Genomic DNA, 18,814 nt, shown 5'->3' with positions numbered 1-18,814 from the left:
TTTGTATTTACTATCGCAAAGATTGCAGCAGTTGCCGTTTGCCTCCATTTCCGTTGTGCTTTGTTTCGAAACAGTGATTAGATAAACAGGTTATGCCCGGTCTCTTCCGCTTTGCCCAGGTAGGCGCCTACCCCGCCATAACCAATCCCATCAATCAGCTCGGTCCGGTCAATGCCCATTAAGTCCATCGACATTTGACACGCGATAATCTCAACACCCTGGTCTAACGCTGTACGGATAAGCTCTTCCAACGAAGGAACATTATTGCGCTTCATGAGGGATCGGATCATCTGTGGACCCATGCCGAGCATATTCATTTTGGACATGGATAGCCTTCGGCTTCCTCTTGGCATCATGGCCCCGAACATTCTGCCGACAAAACTCTTTGCGACAGGAACCCTCTCATGTTTTCGTATGATGTTCAGACCCCAGAACGTGAAGAACATAGTGACTTTTTTGCCGCTGGCTGCGGCACCGTTCGCGATGATGAAGGAAGCGATGGCTTTGTCCAAGTCCCCGCTGAAGATCACCATCGTGCTTCGATCGTTAGACATAGTTTTCGATGAAGGAGGGGAAATGGGCTGCATTTCCTTACCGCCTTTACTAAGGTATGCCTCAATGACGCCGTCCTGTCGTCTATCCAGCTGCAACAGCTCGTTCCGCGACATTTTGCTCCACGATTTGATATCTTCATAAAAACCCGGATCGGAAGCCGTTATCTTCAGGACCTGACCCTCCTGCAGTCGATCCATATGCTGCTTCACCTGGAGCAGCGGACCCGGGCAAGCAAGCCCGCATGCATCCAACACCATGTCCACAGTCGGAGGAACAGCGGAGGAATGTACTGTGGCAGCCGTTTCCCGATGAGCGGAAGGAAGATTCAATGACTCAGATCTTATTTCCAAAAGTTTAGGGCTGTAACGGCTCATTTGATAGGTTTTGTAGCCTCCGGTCAAATTTTTAACCCAGTAGCCCTTTTGTTTCAGAATCCGGGAAGCCGTATAACCGCGTAAGCCAACTTGACAGTATACCCATATTTCCTTTGAATGATCCAATTCACCCAAGCGGTGGCGGAGTTCATCCACCGGTATGTTGACCGCACCCTCAATGTGGCCGTTAGCATATTCGATCGCTGTCCGGACGTCCACTAACACTATATTGCCGATATCACGGCCAGTCAAATCCGCTGGGAGTACGACCTCTGTCAATCCTCGAAGTACGTTTTCCGCCGCATATCCTGCCATGTTAACCGGGTCTTTAGCGGAAGAATAGGGAGGAGCATAAGCCAATTCCAACTCTGTCAGATCGGTAACCGTTCCTCTAAAGCGAATTACGGTGGAAATATCGTCGATCCGTTTGTCTACCCCGTCATACCCGACCGCCTGTGCGCCAAGCACCGTTCCATCGGGGCTGAACAACAGCTTTAATGAGATAGGTGTGGCATTCGGGTAATAAGAGGCATGAGAGCTTGGGTGCACATATACGACATGGTAAGGAATATTTAGTTGATTCAATATTTTTTCGCTGCTCCCGGTGATCGCGCCGGTTAATCCGAAGACTTTTATAATGGATGTTCCTTGAGTGCCCTTATACGACGTATTTAGTCCGCACACGTTGTCCGCCGCAATTCTACCCTGCTTGTTGGCCGGTCCGGCAAGCGGAATCGCGGTTTTTTGTCCGTGCACGAACTCCACAACCTCCACCGCGTCCCCGACGGCATAAATATCCGGAATGGCGGTCTCCATCCGTTCATTAACCACAATATGCCCTTTGGGTCCGAACTCCAAACCGCTGTTCTGAAGAAAACCCGTATCCGGCTCGACGCCAATCGCAAGCAATACTATTTCGCTTTCCAAGGTTTTGCCGCTGGCCAGGTTCACGTTGATCCGATTGCCTTGCTCTTGGAAGCCCGTAACCGGATCGGAGAACACCAGTTGTACGCCGCGGCTCTCCAGTTCCTTGGCCAATACGGAGGCCATCTCAAAGTCAAAAGGAGTTAAAATTTGCGTACCCGACTGAATCAGTGTAACGCTCAGCCCCGCTTCACGGAGATTTTCCACCATTTCGACGCCGATAAATCCTCCGCCGATCACGATCGCCGAGCGCGTGCCTTCTTCTTTCACCCTGGCTTTAATCCGGTCCGTATCCGGTATGTTGCGGAGCGTATGAATTCTGCTGCTGTTGATTCCCGGCCATTCCGGACGGATCGGCTTCGCACCGGGTGACAGAATCAATGCATCGAATTCTTCTTCATACACGCCACGTTCCTGGCTATTTACTTTTACTTTTTTATTCGCGGGATCAATGGAAATCACTTCGCTATGCGTTCGCACATCCACGTTGAAACGCTTATGCATAGCTTCAGGGGTTTGCACAAGCAGCTTGGAGCGGTCTTGAATGGAACCGCCTATATAATAAGGAAGCCCACAGTTCGCAAACGAAATATAGGGGTCGCGTTCGAACATGACAATATGCGCTTCTTCATCCAGCCGGCGGAGTCTGGCGGCCGCAGATGCGCCTCCGGCTACACCGCCGACGATTAGTATCTTTTTACTCATGGTTGCTTATCTCTCCCAAAAATAAATGAATTAGTTGTTTAATCTTCTCGTTCTTGACGGAGTAATTGATTTCTAAGCCATTCCGTTCGCTCTCTACAATACCGAGCGACCGAAGCTTCTGCAGATGCTGCGATACCGTAGATTGGGGTAGCTCCAGGCAGTCCTGCATGTAGGAGACGTTGCAGCTCCCTTTCTGCATCAAGCCGCGGAGAATACACAGTCGAACAGGGTGGGCAATGGCTTTTAATAGCTCGGCGGTTTGATTGTAAGCTTTAAAGTTGCTATCCATATGATCACTCCATATATCACTAAATTAATATATTCAAATATTACGATATAAATTCATAAAAGTCAAACTCGCCTTTCAGGGAAATGAAAATTGTTAAGGACTTCTCAATGATGCGTTCCAATTTTATATAAACATGTCCTGTTACGCAATTGTCATCAAAAAAGGGAATTTAGTATAATGATTAGTAATTGCTTACAAAGATTTCCTTAGAGGGATTAGTCACCGGAAACCAGACAAACGGGCCAGCCAAAAATAAATGCCGGGAGGGAGGGAAACCAAAGTCTAACCTGCAACGGGATTAATGACTTTAGGAGCTTTACACATCATGCTTGTGAACGTGCTGTTTATTTTTGTACTTTTTATGTGAGAGGGTAGGTGCATGTCATGAAGTTTAGCGATTACCAGTATGAGCGGCCTGATGTGAAGGCTTTCGAGCAAAAGTTCAAGGAACTTCTGAACGAATTTAAATCTGCAGGTACTTATGAAGAGCAGGATCGGGCGATGACCGAAATCAACAAGCTCCGCAGTCAATTCGGCACGTTTCAGCAGTTGGCCAGTATTCGGCATTCGGTGGACACGAACGATGAATTCTATAAAGCGGAGCAGGATTTCTTCGATGAGAACGGCCCTGTCGTAGAAGAGTATATAACCGATTACTACCGGGAACTGGTAAATTCCAAATTTCGCGGGGAACTGGAGGGGAAATGGGGACATCAGCTGTTCCGCCTCGCCGAGATGTCGCTTAAAACGTTCAGCCCGGAGGTTATTGAGGATTTGCAGCAGGAGAACAAGCTGACGACGGAGTATGCGAAGCTGATCGCCTCCGCGAAAATCCCGTTCGAAGGCGAGGAACGTACGCTGCCGCAGTTGATCCCCTTTCAGGAGTCCACGGATCGGGATATGCGGAAGCGCGCCATGGAGGCTTCCAGCGGTTTTATGGCCGAGCATGAGCAGACGTTCGACCGCATTTATGACGACCTCGTTAAGGTGAGAACGAGAATCGCCAAGAAGCTCGGATTCAACAACTTCGTGGAACTCGGGTACGCCCGGATGGCCCGCACGGATTACAATGCCGAGATGGTGGCGAATTTCCGAAACCAGGTGCTGGAGCATATTGTTCCTATCGCCACAAAGCTGAAGGAGCGTCAGAGAAACCGGATCGGTGTGGATCAACTGCTTTATTATGATGAGAATTTTGTCTTCAAATCGGGGAACGCCACACCGAAAGGCGATCCCGAGTGGATCGTAAGCAACGGGGCGAAGATGTATGCGGAATTGTCTCCGGAGACAAACGAATTCTTCACCTTTATGCTGGAGAATGGATTGATGGACCTCGTCGCAAAAAAAGGCAAGCAGAGCGGAGGGTACTGTACCTATCTCAGCGAGTACAAAGCCCCGTTTATTTTCTCGAATTTCAACGGCACGTCCGGAGACATCGATGTGCTTACTCATGAAGCCGGACATGCTTTTCAAGTATATGAAAGCCGGGGCTTTGAAGTGCCGGAGTACGGGTTCCCGACTTATGAAGCTTGCGAAATCCATTCCATGAGCATGGAATTTTTCACGTGGCCCTGGATGGAATTGTTCTTTAAGGAGGATGCCGACAAATATCGTTTCGAACATTTGGCCAGCGCGCTCCTGTTTATTCCTTACGGGGTTACCGTCGATGAATTTCAGCATTTCGTCTACGAGAATCCGGAAGCGACGCCGGCGGAACGCAAGCAAGCTTGGCGGGAGATCGAGCGGAAATATTTGCCTCACCGCGATTACGCGGATAACGCCTATTTGGAGCGGGGCGGTTTCTGGCAGAAGCAGGGCCATATTTTCAATACCCCGTTCTATTATATCGATTACACTTTGGCTCAAATCTGCGCGTTCCAGTTCTGGAAGAAGATGCATGAGGATCGTCAGGCCGCATGGGCGGATTATCTGAAGCTTTGCCGTCAGGGCGGAAGTCAATCGTTCACGGAGTTGGTCAAGGTGGCGGGATTGATTTCTCCGTTCGAGGAAGGCTGCGTGACATCGGTTATCGGCCGGATCGAAGAGTGGCTTGATGGCGTGGACGACGCGGCGTTATAGAACTAAACAACAAGGTACGAAAACACCGGTTAGCAATCTAACCGGTGTTTTTTTTTGTCGAAGAAAACCCCCAGTTTGACTGGGGGTTCAGGAAAGCTTATAGCTATGAGTAAAAATCCCTTGACCTTTATGATAAAATGATAGCCGGTCTGCCAACCGCATCATGAAATCAAGGAGGACAAGGGAAATGGATAAGAGCAGTCTAGCACATACACGCTGGAACTGCAAATACCATATCGTATTTGCGCCAAAGTACAGACGACAAGTGATCTATGGGAAATTAAAAAGAGAAATCGGAAAAATCATTCGAGAGCTATGTGAGAGAAAAGGTGTGGAGATTCATGAGGCGGAGGCATGCCCAGACCATATTCACATGCTGGTAAGTATCCCTCCTAAGTTAAGTGTGTCGGAATTTATGGGATACTTGAAGGGAAAAAGTTCGCTGATGATCTTCGATAAGTTTGCGAATCTAAAGTATCGGTACGGAAATCGACAGTTTTGGTGTAGAGGATACTTTGTGGATAAGGTAGGACGTAACAGGAAAGCGATCGCCGAATACATTCGGAATCAGCTAACAGAAGATAAGAACTACGAACAACTCACGATGAAAGAACTGTTCGACCCGTTTACGGGTGAGTCGGTAGGAAAGGGCAAGTAAAAAAGCCCCTTTAAGGGGCATGCCCGAGACCGCTCGCGGTTGGCAGACTTTCAGTGCGCCTTCTTAGGCGCTTGCTAGTACCATGCCCTTATAGGGCTGATGGAAGCCACCGGCTAAGCCGGTGGTTATGACTGGGTTGCGGCCTATATTTCTACCCATAAGCTGGGCGGTTGCATAGTATATAAAAAACGATAAGGAGAATGAATATGTACCGTACGAACCTTCGATATCCATACCGCGATCCGGAACAAGGGTACATTCCCATTTTGGATTATGGCTTAAAACCTTTAGTGATTGACCTAGAGCAGGCCGTCGAACAAAACCGTACGTTTCGCACCGCTTTATGGACCGGAAATCACTTTCAAGTCACTTTGATGAATATTAACGTCGGTGAGGATATCGGATTGGAAGTTCATCCCGAAACGGACCAATTCATACGTATTGAAGAAGGGCAGGGGCTTGTGCAAATGGGGGACAGCAGGGAGAATCTCAATTTCCAAGCAATGGCCCGAGAAGGATATGCCGTTATTATTCCCGCCGGGAAATGGCATAACATTACCAACACGGGGAATAAACCGCTCAAAGTATATGTGATTTATGCTCCACCCCAGCATCCCTTCGGCACGGTCCATGAGACCAAAGCCGCGGCGATGGCTGCGGAAAAACATAATTGAATCGAACGGGCGGCGATGTAGTAAATCTCTCCGGATAAAACCACCATCATTCCCTGGACTTTTACCTAATGGTACAATCATAGTAAAAACCGGTGCTGTCCAAAAGGAGATTTCACAATCGTGAGCAATCGCAGGCAGACTTTGTTAGACGCCGCATTGGCTTTATTTATAGAGCATGGCTATTCCGATACAACCATTCAAATGATTCTGGATCAATCGGGAGTATCCAAAGGGACCTTTTATAAATATTTTGACTCCAAGGAAGCATGCATTGCGGCCATATTTGAGCAGCGCTTGCGGGAAGATCTGGTGCTGCTCAGCAACTTGGAGAAGCGGGATTACGCTTCCGAATTTGATTTGTTGGTGGACCAACTAGCCATACCGATGACTTTATCCGACAAGCAGCGTGTACTGGAACTATTCTGGACGGGGTTTTACTCGGGTGAATTCGATTCCACTTCCTTGATCCGCACGCAGTTGCAGTGGTTGGCTGAACGGTTGACGGGATTATTTGGAGACGAAATCAGACCGTATGCTACAGAAGGAGCCATGCTCTGTTACGGTATGCTTCACCAAATCGCGAATATTTCAAGGGGATTTCAGGATCAGCAGCCCAACTGGAAAGAGGTCGTGCCCCGGGTTTTAAGTTACATAGAAGCGATCATGAACATCATGCATGAACAAAATGAACATATCCTGAACATACAAGTTCTTGTGCAGTTTAGTTCCGGCGGGAATGATAGCGCCATAGATAAGGCCGCGCTAGTTCAAGAGCTTCGCAAATTCGATTCAACTATACAAGCATCTGAGGAATCCGTCAGAACTAAGGAAATTACGCAAGGGCTTTTCATGCTTCTTCAAGAGGAAAGGTTGAACAAGTCGCTTATTGAAGTCGTATTGAAGGAATTCCGCAAGCGATTTGAGGCCACACCGTTCCGCCCGGTGGCCAGAAGGATCGAAGATAAGATCTGGAGGTACATGGGGGAAACGGGGGATTCTACGGAATCTGATATAGTCACAAAAATATACGAATAGTATAATTTAGTGCTAAATTTAAATTGAATACGATAGATTAAGATGTAGAATTTGACATTAAATATACGAGGCGTATAAAATTGAATTTAGTTAAATTATTTAAATTTAAATTGTGCGGGAGGAGGACTAGACGCTTTTCAAGTTACTACCGACTAAGATATTTGGAGGGAATAGGTTATGCGTTTGAAAGGTAAAGTAGCCGTCGTCACAGGTTCCGCTTCCGGTATGGGAAAAGCCATAGCCGAGTTATTTGCTCGCGAAGGGGCGAGCGTTATTGTTAGCGACGTGAATCCGGATGGCGCACAGGCGGTGGCCGATGCCATTCAGGCCAGCGGCGGAACGGCTGTGGCTTTAAGAACCGATGTAGCCGATCTTAACGAGATCAACAAGATGATCGATACGGCTGTCAACCAATTCGGTACGTTGGATATCCTGGTTAACAATGCGGGAATTATGGATAACATGGCCCCTGTAGGGGATGTGGAAGACGAAAAATGGGATCTGATCTTCGACATCAACACGAAAGCCGTGATGCGCGCGATTCGCAAAGCGGTCCCGATCTTCTTGGAGAAAGGTAGCGGTGTCATTATAAACACGGCATCGACGGGGGGCTTTAGCGGTGCGCATGCAGGCGCCGCGTATATCGCTTCCAAGCACGCGGTAATCGGCCTGACGAAAAACACCGGGTTCATGTATGCTCAACAAGGCATTCGCTGCAATGCCATTGCGCCCGGAGCGACGATGACCAATATCAGTTCCACAATGAAGAACGTGAACGAGTTTGGAGCTTCCCGCACCAAACTGACGCAAGGGGTTATTCCTCGTATCGGACAGGCGGAGGAAATCGCCGAAGTGGCTCTATTCCTTGCTTCGGACGAATCCAGCTTTATCAACGGCGCCGTTATCGCCGCTGATGGCGGTTGGACGGCCGCTTTCTAACCGAGGTTTATTCAAAAATCAACCTGTGAAGGGATGGTTGTCATGAATACCGCAAATCACGACATGCCGGAAAAAACAGGATTGCCATTCTTCGGCGGGGAGGACGTGAAAGACCCGTTTCCTTTATTCGCCCGGCTACGGGGGATGGGACCGGTGATTCCCGTGCCGAACCCGCTGGGTGAACGGGGACAAGCCTGGATCGTGACCCGCATGGAAGAAGCTATGCAGGTCCTTAGGGACCACGCCCGATTTACCGTGGATCCGAGTGCCATACCGGGCATGTCCGATATCAGGCCGCAGACGGATTCCACGGCTCCGCAAACTTTTTTCACAGGCAAGTCCATGCTCTTTGTCGACGAGCCCGACCATAAAAGATTACGGGCCTTGGTATCCAAAGCTTTTACACCGAGATATATGGAGAGTTTGCGTCCGCGCGTTCAAGAAATCGCCGACGAATTGCTGGACAGGGTACAAGCCCAAGGCAGTATGGATATTGTAAAAGATTACGCTTATCCGCTGCCCATCCATGTCATTTCCGAAATGCTCGGGGTTCCCCGGGAGGACCGGGAACAAATCCGAATCTGGTCGGGCGCGATCGCTCGGGGGCTGGGCTTCGGCAAACAAGATCCCGAGGTAGCGGAGCATTTGAAAGCGTTCGGGCATTATACTTCACAGCTTGTGGCAGCCAAGCGGAAGTCGCCTTCCGACGATTTAATCAGCCAATTGATTGCCATCGAAGAAGAAGGGGATCGGTTAAGCGAAGAGGAACTGATTTCTATGGTCACCTTGCTGATTTTTGCGGGGCACGAGACGACCTCGAACCTTATTGCTACCGGCACCTTCCTGTTATTGAGCCATCCCGAGCAGTGGAATAAACTTAAAGCCGATCTCGGTCTGGTTCCTTCCGCGGTCGAAGAACTGCTGCGGTTTCATGGACCGGCTACAGCTACCGGCCCGCGTTTTGCCACCGAAGATATCGAATTCGCCGGACAGCAAATTAAAAGAGGGGATGTCGTTATCCCTTTAGTCAAGTCGGCCAATCGCGATGAGCTTCAATTCAACCAGCCGGAGGAACTGGAGATTACCCGGAACATCAAGCGGCATCTTGCCTTCGGTCATGGAGTCCATATGTGTTTGGGTGCGCCGCTCGCCCGAGTGGAAGGAGATATTGCTTTTACCACGCTTCTTAAACGTATCCCTCATCTTCGACTGAGCCTTCCTGTAGAAGACATAAGCTGGGAGACAACTTTATCCTCGCAGAGCTTGAAATCATTGCCGGTTTCCTTTTAACTGGAAGAAAATGAGTTTACAAGGGGCGAACCGCCCGCTATAACGCGAAGGACTTAAAAGAGCTGAGCGACCTATGGTGCCTAAAGCGATTAAAGGATGTTTTTCCTTTAATCGCTTTTCTTTGTGAGTTCAGCTTTATTTGGAGGTTAACGGTTTGAAAACAAGAAGTTTTCGACGTTTTTGGCGAGGGGTTTATTGATATTTCTAGTCACTAATCGAGGTCGGCGATCTTTGTTCTTTCAAGCGCCTTACCAGCCGTACTATTGTGGTAGGGGCCGAGCATTCCGATAATAACTTGGGGAATAATCAGCAGAAGTACGATAGAGCCATAGACGCCAACCGTGTAGCTGGCGATATAAGAGAGACCGAACCCCTGATGAAACAGGGTGGAGATCAGGTGAATGAACATGTTCGTAAAGCAAAAGGCATAGCTGCGGATCATCCAGTTTCGATGCCTGGACACGTTTTTCTTTTTAATTTGTACGAAGGCCATGATGGTGATGAACAGCCAGAGTAAATTTAGCGCGTTGAAGCCTATGCCGCTGATTTTTCCTCCCGTCGCGTAGGGCGCCATATATCCGGACGTCAGTACGACAATCAGTACGGACACCATGTAAACGTAGCCGTTTACGCGATGAAACATGCGTTTGTTTTTCAGAATACGATTGGAGAAATTAAGCAGCCCCGCCGCCATGGCGATACAGGCAAAGGCCACGTGGACGTACATTACGTTCAACCAGACCGGAAGATGGAGCTCGCGCGAAAGTCCCGTTTTATGGCTTAAGAAATCGGTCGCGCCGGGATCTACCAGGTAATTTTTTACCAAAGTATGAATGATAAAAAGAAAAGTGACCGCAACCAAAAGCGCATAAAAGGGATTGCGTTTGATCATGAGATCCCTCCTGACGGGGAAAGCCGCTTGCCGGTTAATTTTGAGGCCGGAAGCATACCGGCTTTAGCCGTTCCGGTCATCTGATTTCCATCGGCGACGACTTCAAATTTGAGGTTTAAACGCATCGGTTTCGTAATTCGGAGCGACCAAGTAAGCGTCCCCTCTTTTAAAACGGGGTTTAAAAAATCCAGCGTCTCATCTCCTTGAGTAGCCTTGCCGAAGACCATTCCATCGCTCGTGGATATCATTAGTCTGACTTGCAGCTTCCCGACGGGTGTGGCGAGGGTCGCGTCCCAAATCCCTTCAAACATGGAAGCGGCAGCAACAGGGTTTTCGAAAGGAATTCGGGCCGCTGGAGAGTGGGAGGGTTCGTCGTCATCACCTAATGTCCGACCCTCAGGCGCTAAGCCCTTGTCTTTCCAGACCGTGCCCCGCCGTTCAAATTCGAAGAGCTGTTCCACCGCATGTGCGATGCGGGGCCCGAGCTCACGCTCCACCAGATACAGCGCTACATCGAGCCCGGAAGTGACGCCGCCGCCGGAAACCAGATTGCCGTCGTCCACGATACGGGCGTGAATGGGGACGGCTCCGGTCGCGCCGAGGAATTCCATGCCCATTTGGTTCGTGACCGCCGGCCTGCCGTCCAGCAAACCTCCCATGGCAAGCAGCAAAGAGCCTCCGCATACCGTGGCTACGGTAATTTCTCCCCGCTCAAGAGCCTTCCCGATCAAACCCGTTATTTCTGTTTTCATGGCCCGGCTAAGAATCGCAGGGATGGAAGCAGGCCCCTCGGCGTCTTTGACGTCTCCCGACGCACCGGGAACGAGCAGGATTCCCGCTCTGTCCGGGTTTAACCTTCCGCTCGCTTGGATTACCAAGCCGTTTGTGCCGCTTGGTACTGACCGCGCTCCTTCCGCCGTCACGAGTTCGACGGCCAGCTTGTTTTCGGCATACATAGAGGCCGCGCAGAAAACCTCATAGGGCGCAATAGCGTCCAGCAGGTCGAAGCCATCAAACAAAACGATTTGTACGTTTAGCATACATCAATCCCCTTTTTTTCCTTCTTACTTGATCAATGGGTCCTCATTCCAAGAACATCGTAACAAGGAAATATCTCAAACGAAGTGGTAAAAAAATCACAAAACTATAAACAAAGCATCACAAAACATACCAGGACATCTGTTCCGGCCGAAAAAATGATAAACTTGGCATGAAGGTGGGATTGTTATGGATGAATTAAAGACAGTACTTGTCGTTGACGATGATCCAAGTATCGTTGATTTATTGAGAGATTTTTTGGAGTACGAGCATTTCCGGGTTGTCACCGCGTATAACACCGCTGAAGCATGGGCTTTATTTGAGCAGAGCGTCATCCATTGCATCGTTCTTGATATTATGATGCCTGGACAAGACGGTTTTGAACTGTGCCGCCGAATCCGGGCGGTGAGCGACGTCCCGATTTTGTTCTTGAGTGCCCGCAGCGATGATGTGGACAAAATTCGGGGGCTGACGCTCGGCGGCGATGACTACATTGTCAAAACCGCTTCTCCCGGGGAGATTGTGGCGCGTATCAAAGCGGTACTTCGTCGCTCCGCATCCGGTCCAAAGCCGATCGAGGAAAAAATTTTGGATTATGGCCGTTTCCAAATCCATTTATCCGCTCGAAAAGTCGTCGTGGAAGGGAAGAACGTGGAGCTCACCCGGCGGGAATACGATCTATTGCGTTTGTTTGCCGAGCATCCGAGGCAGGTTTTTTCCTACGAACAATTACTTGAAAAATTTTGGGACGGGGTAGGCGATAAACATACCGTCCGGGTCCATCTCAGCCGGCTCCGCGAGAAAATCGAAAGCGATCCGGACCAACCTCGGGTTCTGGTCAATGTATGGGGCGTCGGATATCGCTTCGAGGTAGGTTGAGATGAGGACACTTCGGATCCGTACGTTTACATTGCTTTGCTTTCTTCTTATCTTGTTCCTGCCGTGGATCTTCTTTGTCACGGCTCACTATGTGGAGACAGGAACCGTCAGCTTCACCAAAAGCCAATTGCGGAATGAAACCGGGCAAACCCGATGGGATACGGCGCTCCGCATGATTGAATCGGGTGCGGAACGCTGGACGGATCCCCTTTGGCAAAACCAATTGCTGGGGGAGCTTCAAAAAGCGAAGATCGACGCGGCTATCCAGTCCTCCTCCGGGGTTGATGTTTACCGGTCCAATCCGCAGCTCAGGGGCTCCTTGTCGTCAACAGTTCGGTATTCTATTATGGAGGATGGCCGGTTGGTTGGGAGAGTGGTGATTTATCTGCCCAAAACCTATACGGTCCAATTGATGTCGGCTATTTTCGGTTTTGGCTTGGCTTTGTTGATGATCGGGCTTGCCATGCGCAGATTTCTGCTTAAGCCGCTCGAGAAAATGAGTACAGCAGCCAGGCAAATCGCTTCGGGGGACTGGAATGTGCAGCTGCCCGGGTCCGGGATCGCGGAAATTGCCGAGGTCCGCGACGGCTTTGAAGTGATGGTACAGGGGCTTCAAAGCTCCCATCGAAAGCAGTTGGAGCTGGAAGAAGAACGCCGATTCGTCATTGCCGCCGTTGCGCATGATTTGCGAACTCCGCTCTTCGCCCTGCGGGGGTATTTGGACGGTTTGGAGCGGGGCATTGCCCAATCGCCGGAGAAAATAAGCCGATATTTGGCGGTTTGCCAAGAAAAATCGGCACAATTGGACCGGCTGGTAGAGGATCTGTTTACATATACGAAGATGGAGTATTTGGGGACGGATCTTCAAGAGGAGACGATCGATTTAGGAGCGGTTCTCCGAAAATCGATGGAGAGTTTGGCTCCTCTGGCCCGTGAAAAGCGGATCTCCATAACGATGCACGGCACGGACGAGTGCATGATTTCAGGGGATGCCCACCTGTTGGAGCGGGCCATGAACAATATTTTGGAGAATGCGGTCAGATATACGCCTTCGGGCGGTGAAGTTAACGTCCAATATACTAAAGAGGGCGATCAAGCAAGGTTTTCGGTCCGCGATACGGGAGCAGGCTTCAATGCGGAGGAAATGGAGCGCGTCTTCGAACCGCTTTATCGCGGAGAAGCCTCCAGAAGCCGTTCGACCGGAGGCAGCGGTCTAGGCTTAACCATCTCCCAAAGGATCATTAGGCGGCATGGAGGTCAACTTGCCGTCGGCAATCATTCGGAGGGGGGAGCGATAGTCACAGGTTGGATCAGGTTAAAGTCCGCCGTGGCTCATGATCCGGAGAATTACACCTAAGCCGCTGGAGGAGAACATTATATGAAGTCACAGAACTTAGATCGCATTAAATTTCCGCCGGGATTTTGGGCCGGAATGCACAGGTTGGGGATTGCCGCCCAAGATGTAGCTCGAACAGCGGGACTGCCGGTTACGGTAATTACCGAGTCCGCCGTCACTAGAGCTCAATATTTCGCGATATGGCAGGCCTATTCCGAGCTTAAGAACGGCCCGGCGGTGGGGATCATCCAGTTGGCCACAGCCTTTGAAGCGGCAAAATACCCGCCAAGCGTTTTGGCGACATACCACGCCCGCGATTATCGTGAGGCCCTGAACCGAATGACGCGGTACAAACCGCTTTGTCCTCCCGAATGCCTGCATATCATCGAGGACGGCGAGCATTGTATGATCGAATTGGACTGGCTAGAACCCGGGCAACCCGGTCCGCAGATCCTGATTGGGATCACGCTGGCCTTTCTTCTCGAGCTTGGACGCCGGGGTACAGGGCACCCTTTGACGGCGAAGCTCGTCGAATTTTCGGACGATATGGGCGATATCCGGGCTTTGGAAGCTTATTTTGGCTGCCCTATCCGGGTGGGCGCAGGCGTCAATCGAATGACGCTGCAGCGCAAAGATCTGGATCTTCCCTTTGTCACCTACAATGAAGAATTGCTGGAACTCCTCACCCCCGCCTTGGACCGCACCCTGGCTGAACACCGGCGCAGCCGTTCCTTCACCGAAACGGTCATACGGATGATGAAACGTTCCCTCACAGGGGGACGCCCCGACATTCGTGTAATCGCGAAGGAACTGAACATGAGCGAACGTACGTTGCAGCGCCGGCTAGCGGAAGAGAATACAAATTTCAAGCAATTGCTCGTACAAGCCAGGCATGAGCAGGCGCGCGATTATTTGGCGGATCCGGAACTCGAGATCAAAGAGGTGGCTCTTTTGGTAGGATATGAAGACCAGAACTCGTTCTATCGGGCCTTCCGCCTCTGGGAAGGGGAGACGCCTTTGAACTGGCGTAACCGACAATGGGGGATGTATTGAATTTTCATTTGGCGCAGGATGCAAGGACTTTGGCGTAACAAACTAGTTACCGACCTCTCCCGACAAGGTATGATAATCACGTTCCGGATAAGTAAAAGACAAGGAGAAGTTGAAGATGGACATGGGATTATACGGGAAAACAGCTTTGGTTACGGGATCAACGAAGGGGATCGGCAAAGCCATTGCCATTGAACTTGCTAAAGAAGGGGTTCATTTACTAATAAACGGCCGAGATCATGAAGAGGTGGAGCGGACGGTCCGTGAAATCAAGTCAGCCTATCCGGCTACCTCACCGCAAAATGCAGCAGCCGATTTAACAGATAGAGGGCAGAGGGAAGCTTTGTTTCAAAAATACCCCCACGTGGATATTCTGGTGAACAATATCGGGATTTATAAAATTATGCAGTATGGGGATATCGACGATGAAGTATGGAACAATTATTTCCGTACCAATTTTTTAACCGCTGACGGATTATCTCGATTTTATCTGCCTGCCATGTTGAAAAAGAACGAGGGCCGGATTATCTTTATTGCCAGCGAAGAGGCTGTGATGCCTTCCGGTCTGATGCCGCAGTACGGGGTAACCAAATCGATGCTGCTATCCTTGGCAAAAAGCTTGTCGAAGCTGACAAAAGGTACCGAAGTCACCGTCAATACGTTGATGCCGGGACCCACCCTCTCCGAGAAAGTGCTTCAAATCATCGAGGGGGCGTATCCAGAGGAAGAACTGTCTTTTTCCGAAAAAGAAAAACGTTTTATGGCGGCGAACCTGCCTCAGTCCGAGCTTCAGCGATTTATCAAACCGATGGAAATCGGGAGATTGGCTGTGTTCCTCTGCAGCCCCTACAGCTCCGCTTTTAAAGGATCCCCCATCCGCATGGATGGAGGATGGTGCCGACCATTTTTTAAATGTGTAAGGCGGGAAGAATGCCGCTTTCGGTTAGGTTTCGAGATGTTCCTTTAAAATTTCCAGACCTTTCCGAAGTTCATCCAGAGAAGTTGTCGAAGAAAGCGCGACTCTTAAATAGCTGCCCTGCGTTTTGCCTCCGGTCCAAAATCGGTCCGAATGATAAACACGAATCCCCTTACTCAAAAAGAAACTCTCCAGGCGGTTTCCGTCTGCAGGGTCGGATATGGGCAGCCATCTATAATAACTTAGCGGGTGGCCCGTGCGCGGAGAGTGGGGGAACAGCTCGTCGAATAAACGGTTGGCGGATAGAGCCAACTGTTTTTTCTTATCCGCCATGGCGCTGGCCTTTCCGGATAAAATCAGCTCGGTCACGATTTCGGCATCCAGGGATGAGGTTTTAACATTCATACTAAAAATCGCCTCGTGTATCCTCTTTTGAAAAACATCGCCGAAAACAAGATAAGCCACTCTCAGCCCCGAACAAATGGACTTGGAGGTGCTGCAAATATAAATCGTTTGTTCCGGGACATGCCGATAGATCGGCGGACTATAGAGGTCGGGAGTTTGAACCGACAAAAAGGCGTGGGGATCATCCTCGATCACGATCAAATGATGTTTCCGAATCAAAGCGGCCAATTCCTTCTTCCGGTATTCCGGCATCACAACCGCTGTCGGGTTACTACAGGAAGGCATGACAAACACGCCGTGGATATCCGATTGTTGACACTGATATTCCAGGGCGTGAGGCAGCATGCCGTGCTCATCTCCGGGAATCGGAACCAGCTTGACACGCAGCGATTTCGAAATTTCGATAAAGTTCGCATAGGTGTACATGTCTACCGCGACTCTTTGTCCGGGTTCAAACAGACCCAACAACGTGACGGCCAAAGCGTTCTGCGCTCCGGATACAATGCACACCTGTTCGATGTCCGCCTCCATACCAAAGCTCTTCATCCAATTCAGCGCGGCCGCTTTTTGGTGCGGCATTCCCGTAGGGTGATTATAATTGAAAAGCTGCTCCAAATAACCTTTCTCCATCACTTTTTTGGCGGCTTCGGCAACAAAGCTGTTGGTTAGTTCAAACGATTCGACAAAACCCAATTCGATGCACTCATGTGACATCTCTTTGGAAATGGTGATGGAGCGTGCGGCATTGGGGGAGACAAACGTACCGCTTCCGGTAACGGCATAAATTAAACCTTTCAATTCGCATAGTTTGTACGCGCGCGTAATCGTCGTAAAGTTGACGTCCAAAAAATCCGCCAGTTCCCTTTGGGGCGGGAGTCTTGTGCCTGGGGCCAGCAAGCCGTTCGTAATATCGTGTTCCAGTAAAGAGGCAAGCGACAGGTAAAGCGGGCGTGAAAGCGCTGTTCGCTCCGGTTTCCAAGACATAGGATAATCGGTAAATGAATTGATCGGCATAGGATAGAGACACCTCTTAAAATTGTAATCCATACAATTATAACATTGATTGTATGGATTTTAGCTGTTAAAATGACCTGGATAAGTCATCTACCAAGGAGTTGCAAGCACCATGAACGACAGAAACGAGGTTGCGACGGCGTTTCGCGCCGCCTTTCCCGTTACCCTTCCGATCCTTGCCGGTTTTTTATTTCTCGGGATCGCCTACGGGATTTTTATGAACGTCTCGGGTTTTGGTCCCGTGTACGCGATTTTAATGAGCCTGCTTATTTTTGCCGGTTCGATGGAGTTTGTGGCGGTCAATCTTTTACTCGGCGGGTTTAATCCGCTCGGCGCTTTGTTCCTGACTTTGATGGTCAACGCGCGCCATCTTTTCTACGGGATCTCCATGCTCGAAAAGTACAAGGGGACGGGGCTTAAAAAGTTATATCTTATCTTCGGTTTGTGCGATGAATCCTTTACCATCAACTACACGGCTAAGATCCCGCAGGGCGTGGACAAAGGGTGGTATATGTTCTTCGTAACCTTGCTGAATCACAGCTACTGGGTAATAGGGGCTTCGATCGGCGGGCTGTTCGGCTCCATCGTACAAATCAATATGGAGGGCCTTGAGTTTGTAATGACCGCTCTTTTTATCGTCATCTTTTTGGAGCAGTGGAAGAACGAGCCGGTTCATTACAGCGCTATCATAGGCTTGGCGGCGTCCATCGTATGTCTGATCCTCTTCGGGAAGGGCAACTTTATTATTCCCGCCATGGCATTGATTCTTTTCGTACTCACGTTGACCAGAAAGCCATTGGAAAAGAAAGCGGGTGAAACGGCATGACCATGAGTATAGTTGAACAAGTAATCACGATTGGCGTGATCGTGGCCGGAACGATGCTGACCCGGTATATTCCGTTTATCGTTTTTCCTCCGGGCCGCCCCACTCCCCGTTACATACAGTACCTGGGTAAAGTGCTGCCCTCGGCGACCTTGGGGCTACTGGTCATCTTCAGTGTTAAAGACGTAAACTTTACGGCGGGCAGCCATGGAGTTCCTGAACTCCTGGCCATGGCTATCGTGGCTTTCCTGCATTTATGGAAAAGAAACATGCTGTTGTCGATCGCTAGCGGGACCGTGTTGTATATGTTTTTGATTCAGTTTGTTTTTTGAGGTATTGTTAGAACGGAGAGGGGCCAACGTGAAGAGTCAGGGGATAAATGGGGGGGATTTATGATAAACCACCAAGAGCTTTTCCCAATTGTAGAGAAGTTAGAGGAACATCGGATCAAATATGCGCTAGGCGGCAGCGGATTACTGTATTTTCTCGGCTTGACGGATTCGGTGAATGACTGGGACATCACGGTCGATTGTCCAAAAGAAGCTTTGCTTAAGGCTATTTCGGAGTATGAATGGATTGAACAGCCAAGCGGGGACGGCCTGTTTGCCAGCGAGTATCGAATAAGTTTACGTTCTCTAAAAATAGACTTTATAGGTTGCTTTGCTTTGCGTTCGGAAGCCGGTGTCGTCCATTTGCCCGTGAGTCCCATGGAAAATTGGGACGGGATCCGGGTATCGAGTCCCGAAGTGTGGTATATAGCTTATGATCTTATGGGCCGGCAAGCAAAGGCGCATATGCTGCTAAACTATTTAAAATCGAATAAACAAAAAGTGAACTCGAATTTACTAAGTGATCTGTTTAAGATCACAGGCCTGACCTGTGAGTTGAGTCAGCAACTTCGATCACTGGATGTACACGCTTAAGAAGCCGCGAAATGAC

Annotated in this window: 17 protein-coding genes and 1 pseudogene; 13 read left to right on the top strand and 5 right to left on the bottom strand. The window is 49.7% G+C overall.

Translation table 11 applies throughout. The features are described from left to right. Nucleotides 1-77 precede the first annotated feature (77 nt). Nucleotides 78-2,558 carry a DsrE/DsrF/DrsH-like family protein gene (locus FRY98_RS26550; protein ID WP_148457722.1) on the bottom strand — a complete coding sequence of 827 codons (2,481 nt, stop codon included), beginning with the start codon at nucleotides 2,556-2,558 and terminating at the stop codon, nucleotides 78-80. Further along, nucleotides 2,551-2,847: an ArsR/SmtB family transcription factor gene (locus FRY98_RS26545; protein WP_148457721.1), complete on the bottom strand. Its 297-nt coding sequence runs from the start codon at nucleotides 2,845-2,847 to the stop codon at nucleotides 2,551-2,553. The genes FRY98_RS26550 and FRY98_RS26545 overlap by 8 nt, the downstream gene beginning before the upstream one ends. A gap of 384 nt (nucleotides 2,848-3,231) precedes the next feature. Here FRY98_RS26545 and FRY98_RS26540 point away from each other — a divergent pair, with 384 nt between their 5' ends. From FRY98_RS26540 to FRY98_RS26515, 6 genes are all read left to right on the top strand, one after another. Next, complete coding sequence (locus FRY98_RS26540; protein WP_148457720.1) at nucleotides 3,232-4,926, top strand: M3 family oligoendopeptidase; 1,695 nt, start codon at nucleotides 3,232-3,234, stop codon at nucleotides 4,924-4,926. Between the two features lie 187 nt (nucleotides 4,927-5,113). Then, nucleotides 5,114-5,584: an IS200/IS605 family transposase gene (gene tnpA / locus FRY98_RS26535; RefSeq protein ID WP_148457719.1), complete on the top strand. Its 471-nt coding sequence runs from the start codon at nucleotides 5,114-5,116 to the stop codon at nucleotides 5,582-5,584. Between the two features lie 206 nt (nucleotides 5,585-5,790). Beyond that, complete coding sequence (locus tag FRY98_RS26530) at nucleotides 5,791-6,258, top strand: cupin domain-containing protein (RefSeq protein ID WP_148457718.1); 468 nt, start codon at nucleotides 5,791-5,793, stop codon at nucleotides 6,256-6,258. Between the two features lie 120 nt (nucleotides 6,259-6,378). After that, nucleotides 6,379-7,293: a TetR/AcrR family transcriptional regulator gene (locus FRY98_RS26525; protein ID WP_148457717.1), complete on the top strand. Its 915-nt coding sequence runs from the start codon at nucleotides 6,379-6,381 to the stop codon at nucleotides 7,291-7,293. Between the two features lie 177 nt (nucleotides 7,294-7,470). Next, complete coding sequence (locus tag FRY98_RS26520; RefSeq protein ID WP_148457716.1) at nucleotides 7,471-8,232, top strand: SDR family oxidoreductase; 762 nt, start codon at nucleotides 7,471-7,473, stop codon at nucleotides 8,230-8,232. A gap of 42 nt (nucleotides 8,233-8,274) precedes the next feature. Beyond that, nucleotides 8,275-9,522 carry a cytochrome P450 family protein gene (locus tag FRY98_RS26515; protein WP_148457715.1) on the top strand — a complete coding sequence of 416 codons (1,248 nt, stop codon included), beginning with the start codon at nucleotides 8,275-8,277 and terminating at the stop codon, nucleotides 9,520-9,522. 211 nt (nucleotides 9,523-9,733) lie between these two features. On the opposite strand, the gene FRY98_RS26510 is transcribed toward FRY98_RS26515, so the two are convergent. Then, nucleotides 9,734-10,414: a DUF2306 domain-containing protein gene (locus tag FRY98_RS26510; RefSeq protein ID WP_148457714.1), complete on the bottom strand. Its 681-nt coding sequence runs from the start codon at nucleotides 10,412-10,414 to the stop codon at nucleotides 9,734-9,736. Continuing rightward, complete coding sequence (locus FRY98_RS26505; protein WP_148457713.1) at nucleotides 10,411-11,454, bottom strand: DJ-1/PfpI family protein; 1,044 nt, start codon at nucleotides 11,452-11,454, stop codon at nucleotides 10,411-10,413. The genes FRY98_RS26510 and FRY98_RS26505 overlap by 4 nt, the downstream gene beginning before the upstream one ends. 187 nt (nucleotides 11,455-11,641) lie before the next feature. Here FRY98_RS26505 and FRY98_RS26500 point away from each other — a divergent pair, with 187 nt between their 5' ends. The 4 genes and pseudogenes from FRY98_RS26500 to FRY98_RS26485 all read left to right on the top strand — a co-directional run bounded on the left by FRY98_RS26500 (nucleotide 11,642) and on the right by FRY98_RS26485 (nucleotide 15,629). Beyond that, complete coding sequence (locus FRY98_RS26500) at nucleotides 11,642-12,331, top strand: response regulator transcription factor (RefSeq protein ID WP_148457712.1); 690 nt, start codon at nucleotides 11,642-11,644, stop codon at nucleotides 12,329-12,331. A gap of 1 nt (nucleotide 12,332) precedes the next feature. Beyond that, nucleotides 12,333-13,688, top strand: a complete 1,356-nt coding sequence (locus FRY98_RS26495) for a sensor histidine kinase (RefSeq protein WP_148457711.1) — start codon at nucleotides 12,333-12,335, stop codon at nucleotides 13,686-13,688. Between the two features lie 21 nt (nucleotides 13,689-13,709). Further along, on the top strand, nucleotides 13,710-14,720 hold the full coding sequence (locus tag FRY98_RS26490) for a helix-turn-helix transcriptional regulator (RefSeq protein WP_148457710.1): 1,011 nt from the start codon (nucleotides 13,710-13,712) through the stop codon (nucleotides 14,718-14,720). Between the two features lie 115 nt (nucleotides 14,721-14,835). Further along, nucleotides 14,836-15,629: pseudogene (locus FRY98_RS26485) on the top strand (SDR family NAD(P)-dependent oxidoreductase). A 31-nt stretch (nucleotides 15,630-15,660) separates the two neighbouring features. Here FRY98_RS26485 and FRY98_RS26480 read toward each other — a convergent pair. Then, a complete protein-coding gene (locus tag FRY98_RS26480; protein ID WP_148457708.1) occupies nucleotides 15,661-17,052 on the bottom strand; it encodes an aminotransferase-like domain-containing protein in 1,392 nt (463 codons plus the stop codon). Between the two features lie 112 nt (nucleotides 17,053-17,164). On the opposite strand from FRY98_RS26480, the gene azlC reads away from it, so the two are divergent. The 3 genes from azlC to FRY98_RS26465 are packed head-to-tail and all read left to right on the top strand — an operon-like array spanning nucleotide 17,165 to nucleotide 18,798. After that, nucleotides 17,165-17,878 (top strand): azaleucine resistance protein AzlC, encoded by a 714-nt coding sequence (gene azlC, locus FRY98_RS26475; RefSeq protein ID WP_148457707.1) that lies wholly within the window; start codon nucleotides 17,165-17,167, stop codon nucleotides 17,876-17,878. Continuing rightward, on the top strand, nucleotides 17,875-18,207 hold the full coding sequence (locus FRY98_RS26470) for a branched-chain amino acid transporter permease (RefSeq protein ID WP_148457706.1): 333 nt from the start codon (nucleotides 17,875-17,877) through the stop codon (nucleotides 18,205-18,207). Before azlC ends, FRY98_RS26470 begins: the two co-directional genes overlap by 4 nt. Before the next feature lie 60 nt (nucleotides 18,208-18,267). Further along, a complete protein-coding gene (locus tag FRY98_RS26465) occupies nucleotides 18,268-18,798 on the top strand; it encodes a hypothetical protein (RefSeq protein ID WP_148457705.1) in 531 nt (176 codons plus the stop codon). The last annotated feature ends 16 nt before the right edge of the window (nucleotides 18,799-18,814 follow it).

This window comes from Paenibacillus faecis, assembly GCF_008084145.1.
Lineage (GTDB): Bacteria > Bacillota > Bacilli > Paenibacillales > Paenibacillaceae > Fontibacillus > Fontibacillus faecis.
The sequence above is the reverse complement of the archived record's forward strand: the minus strand, read 5'-3'. Positions and strand labels throughout refer to the sequence as shown.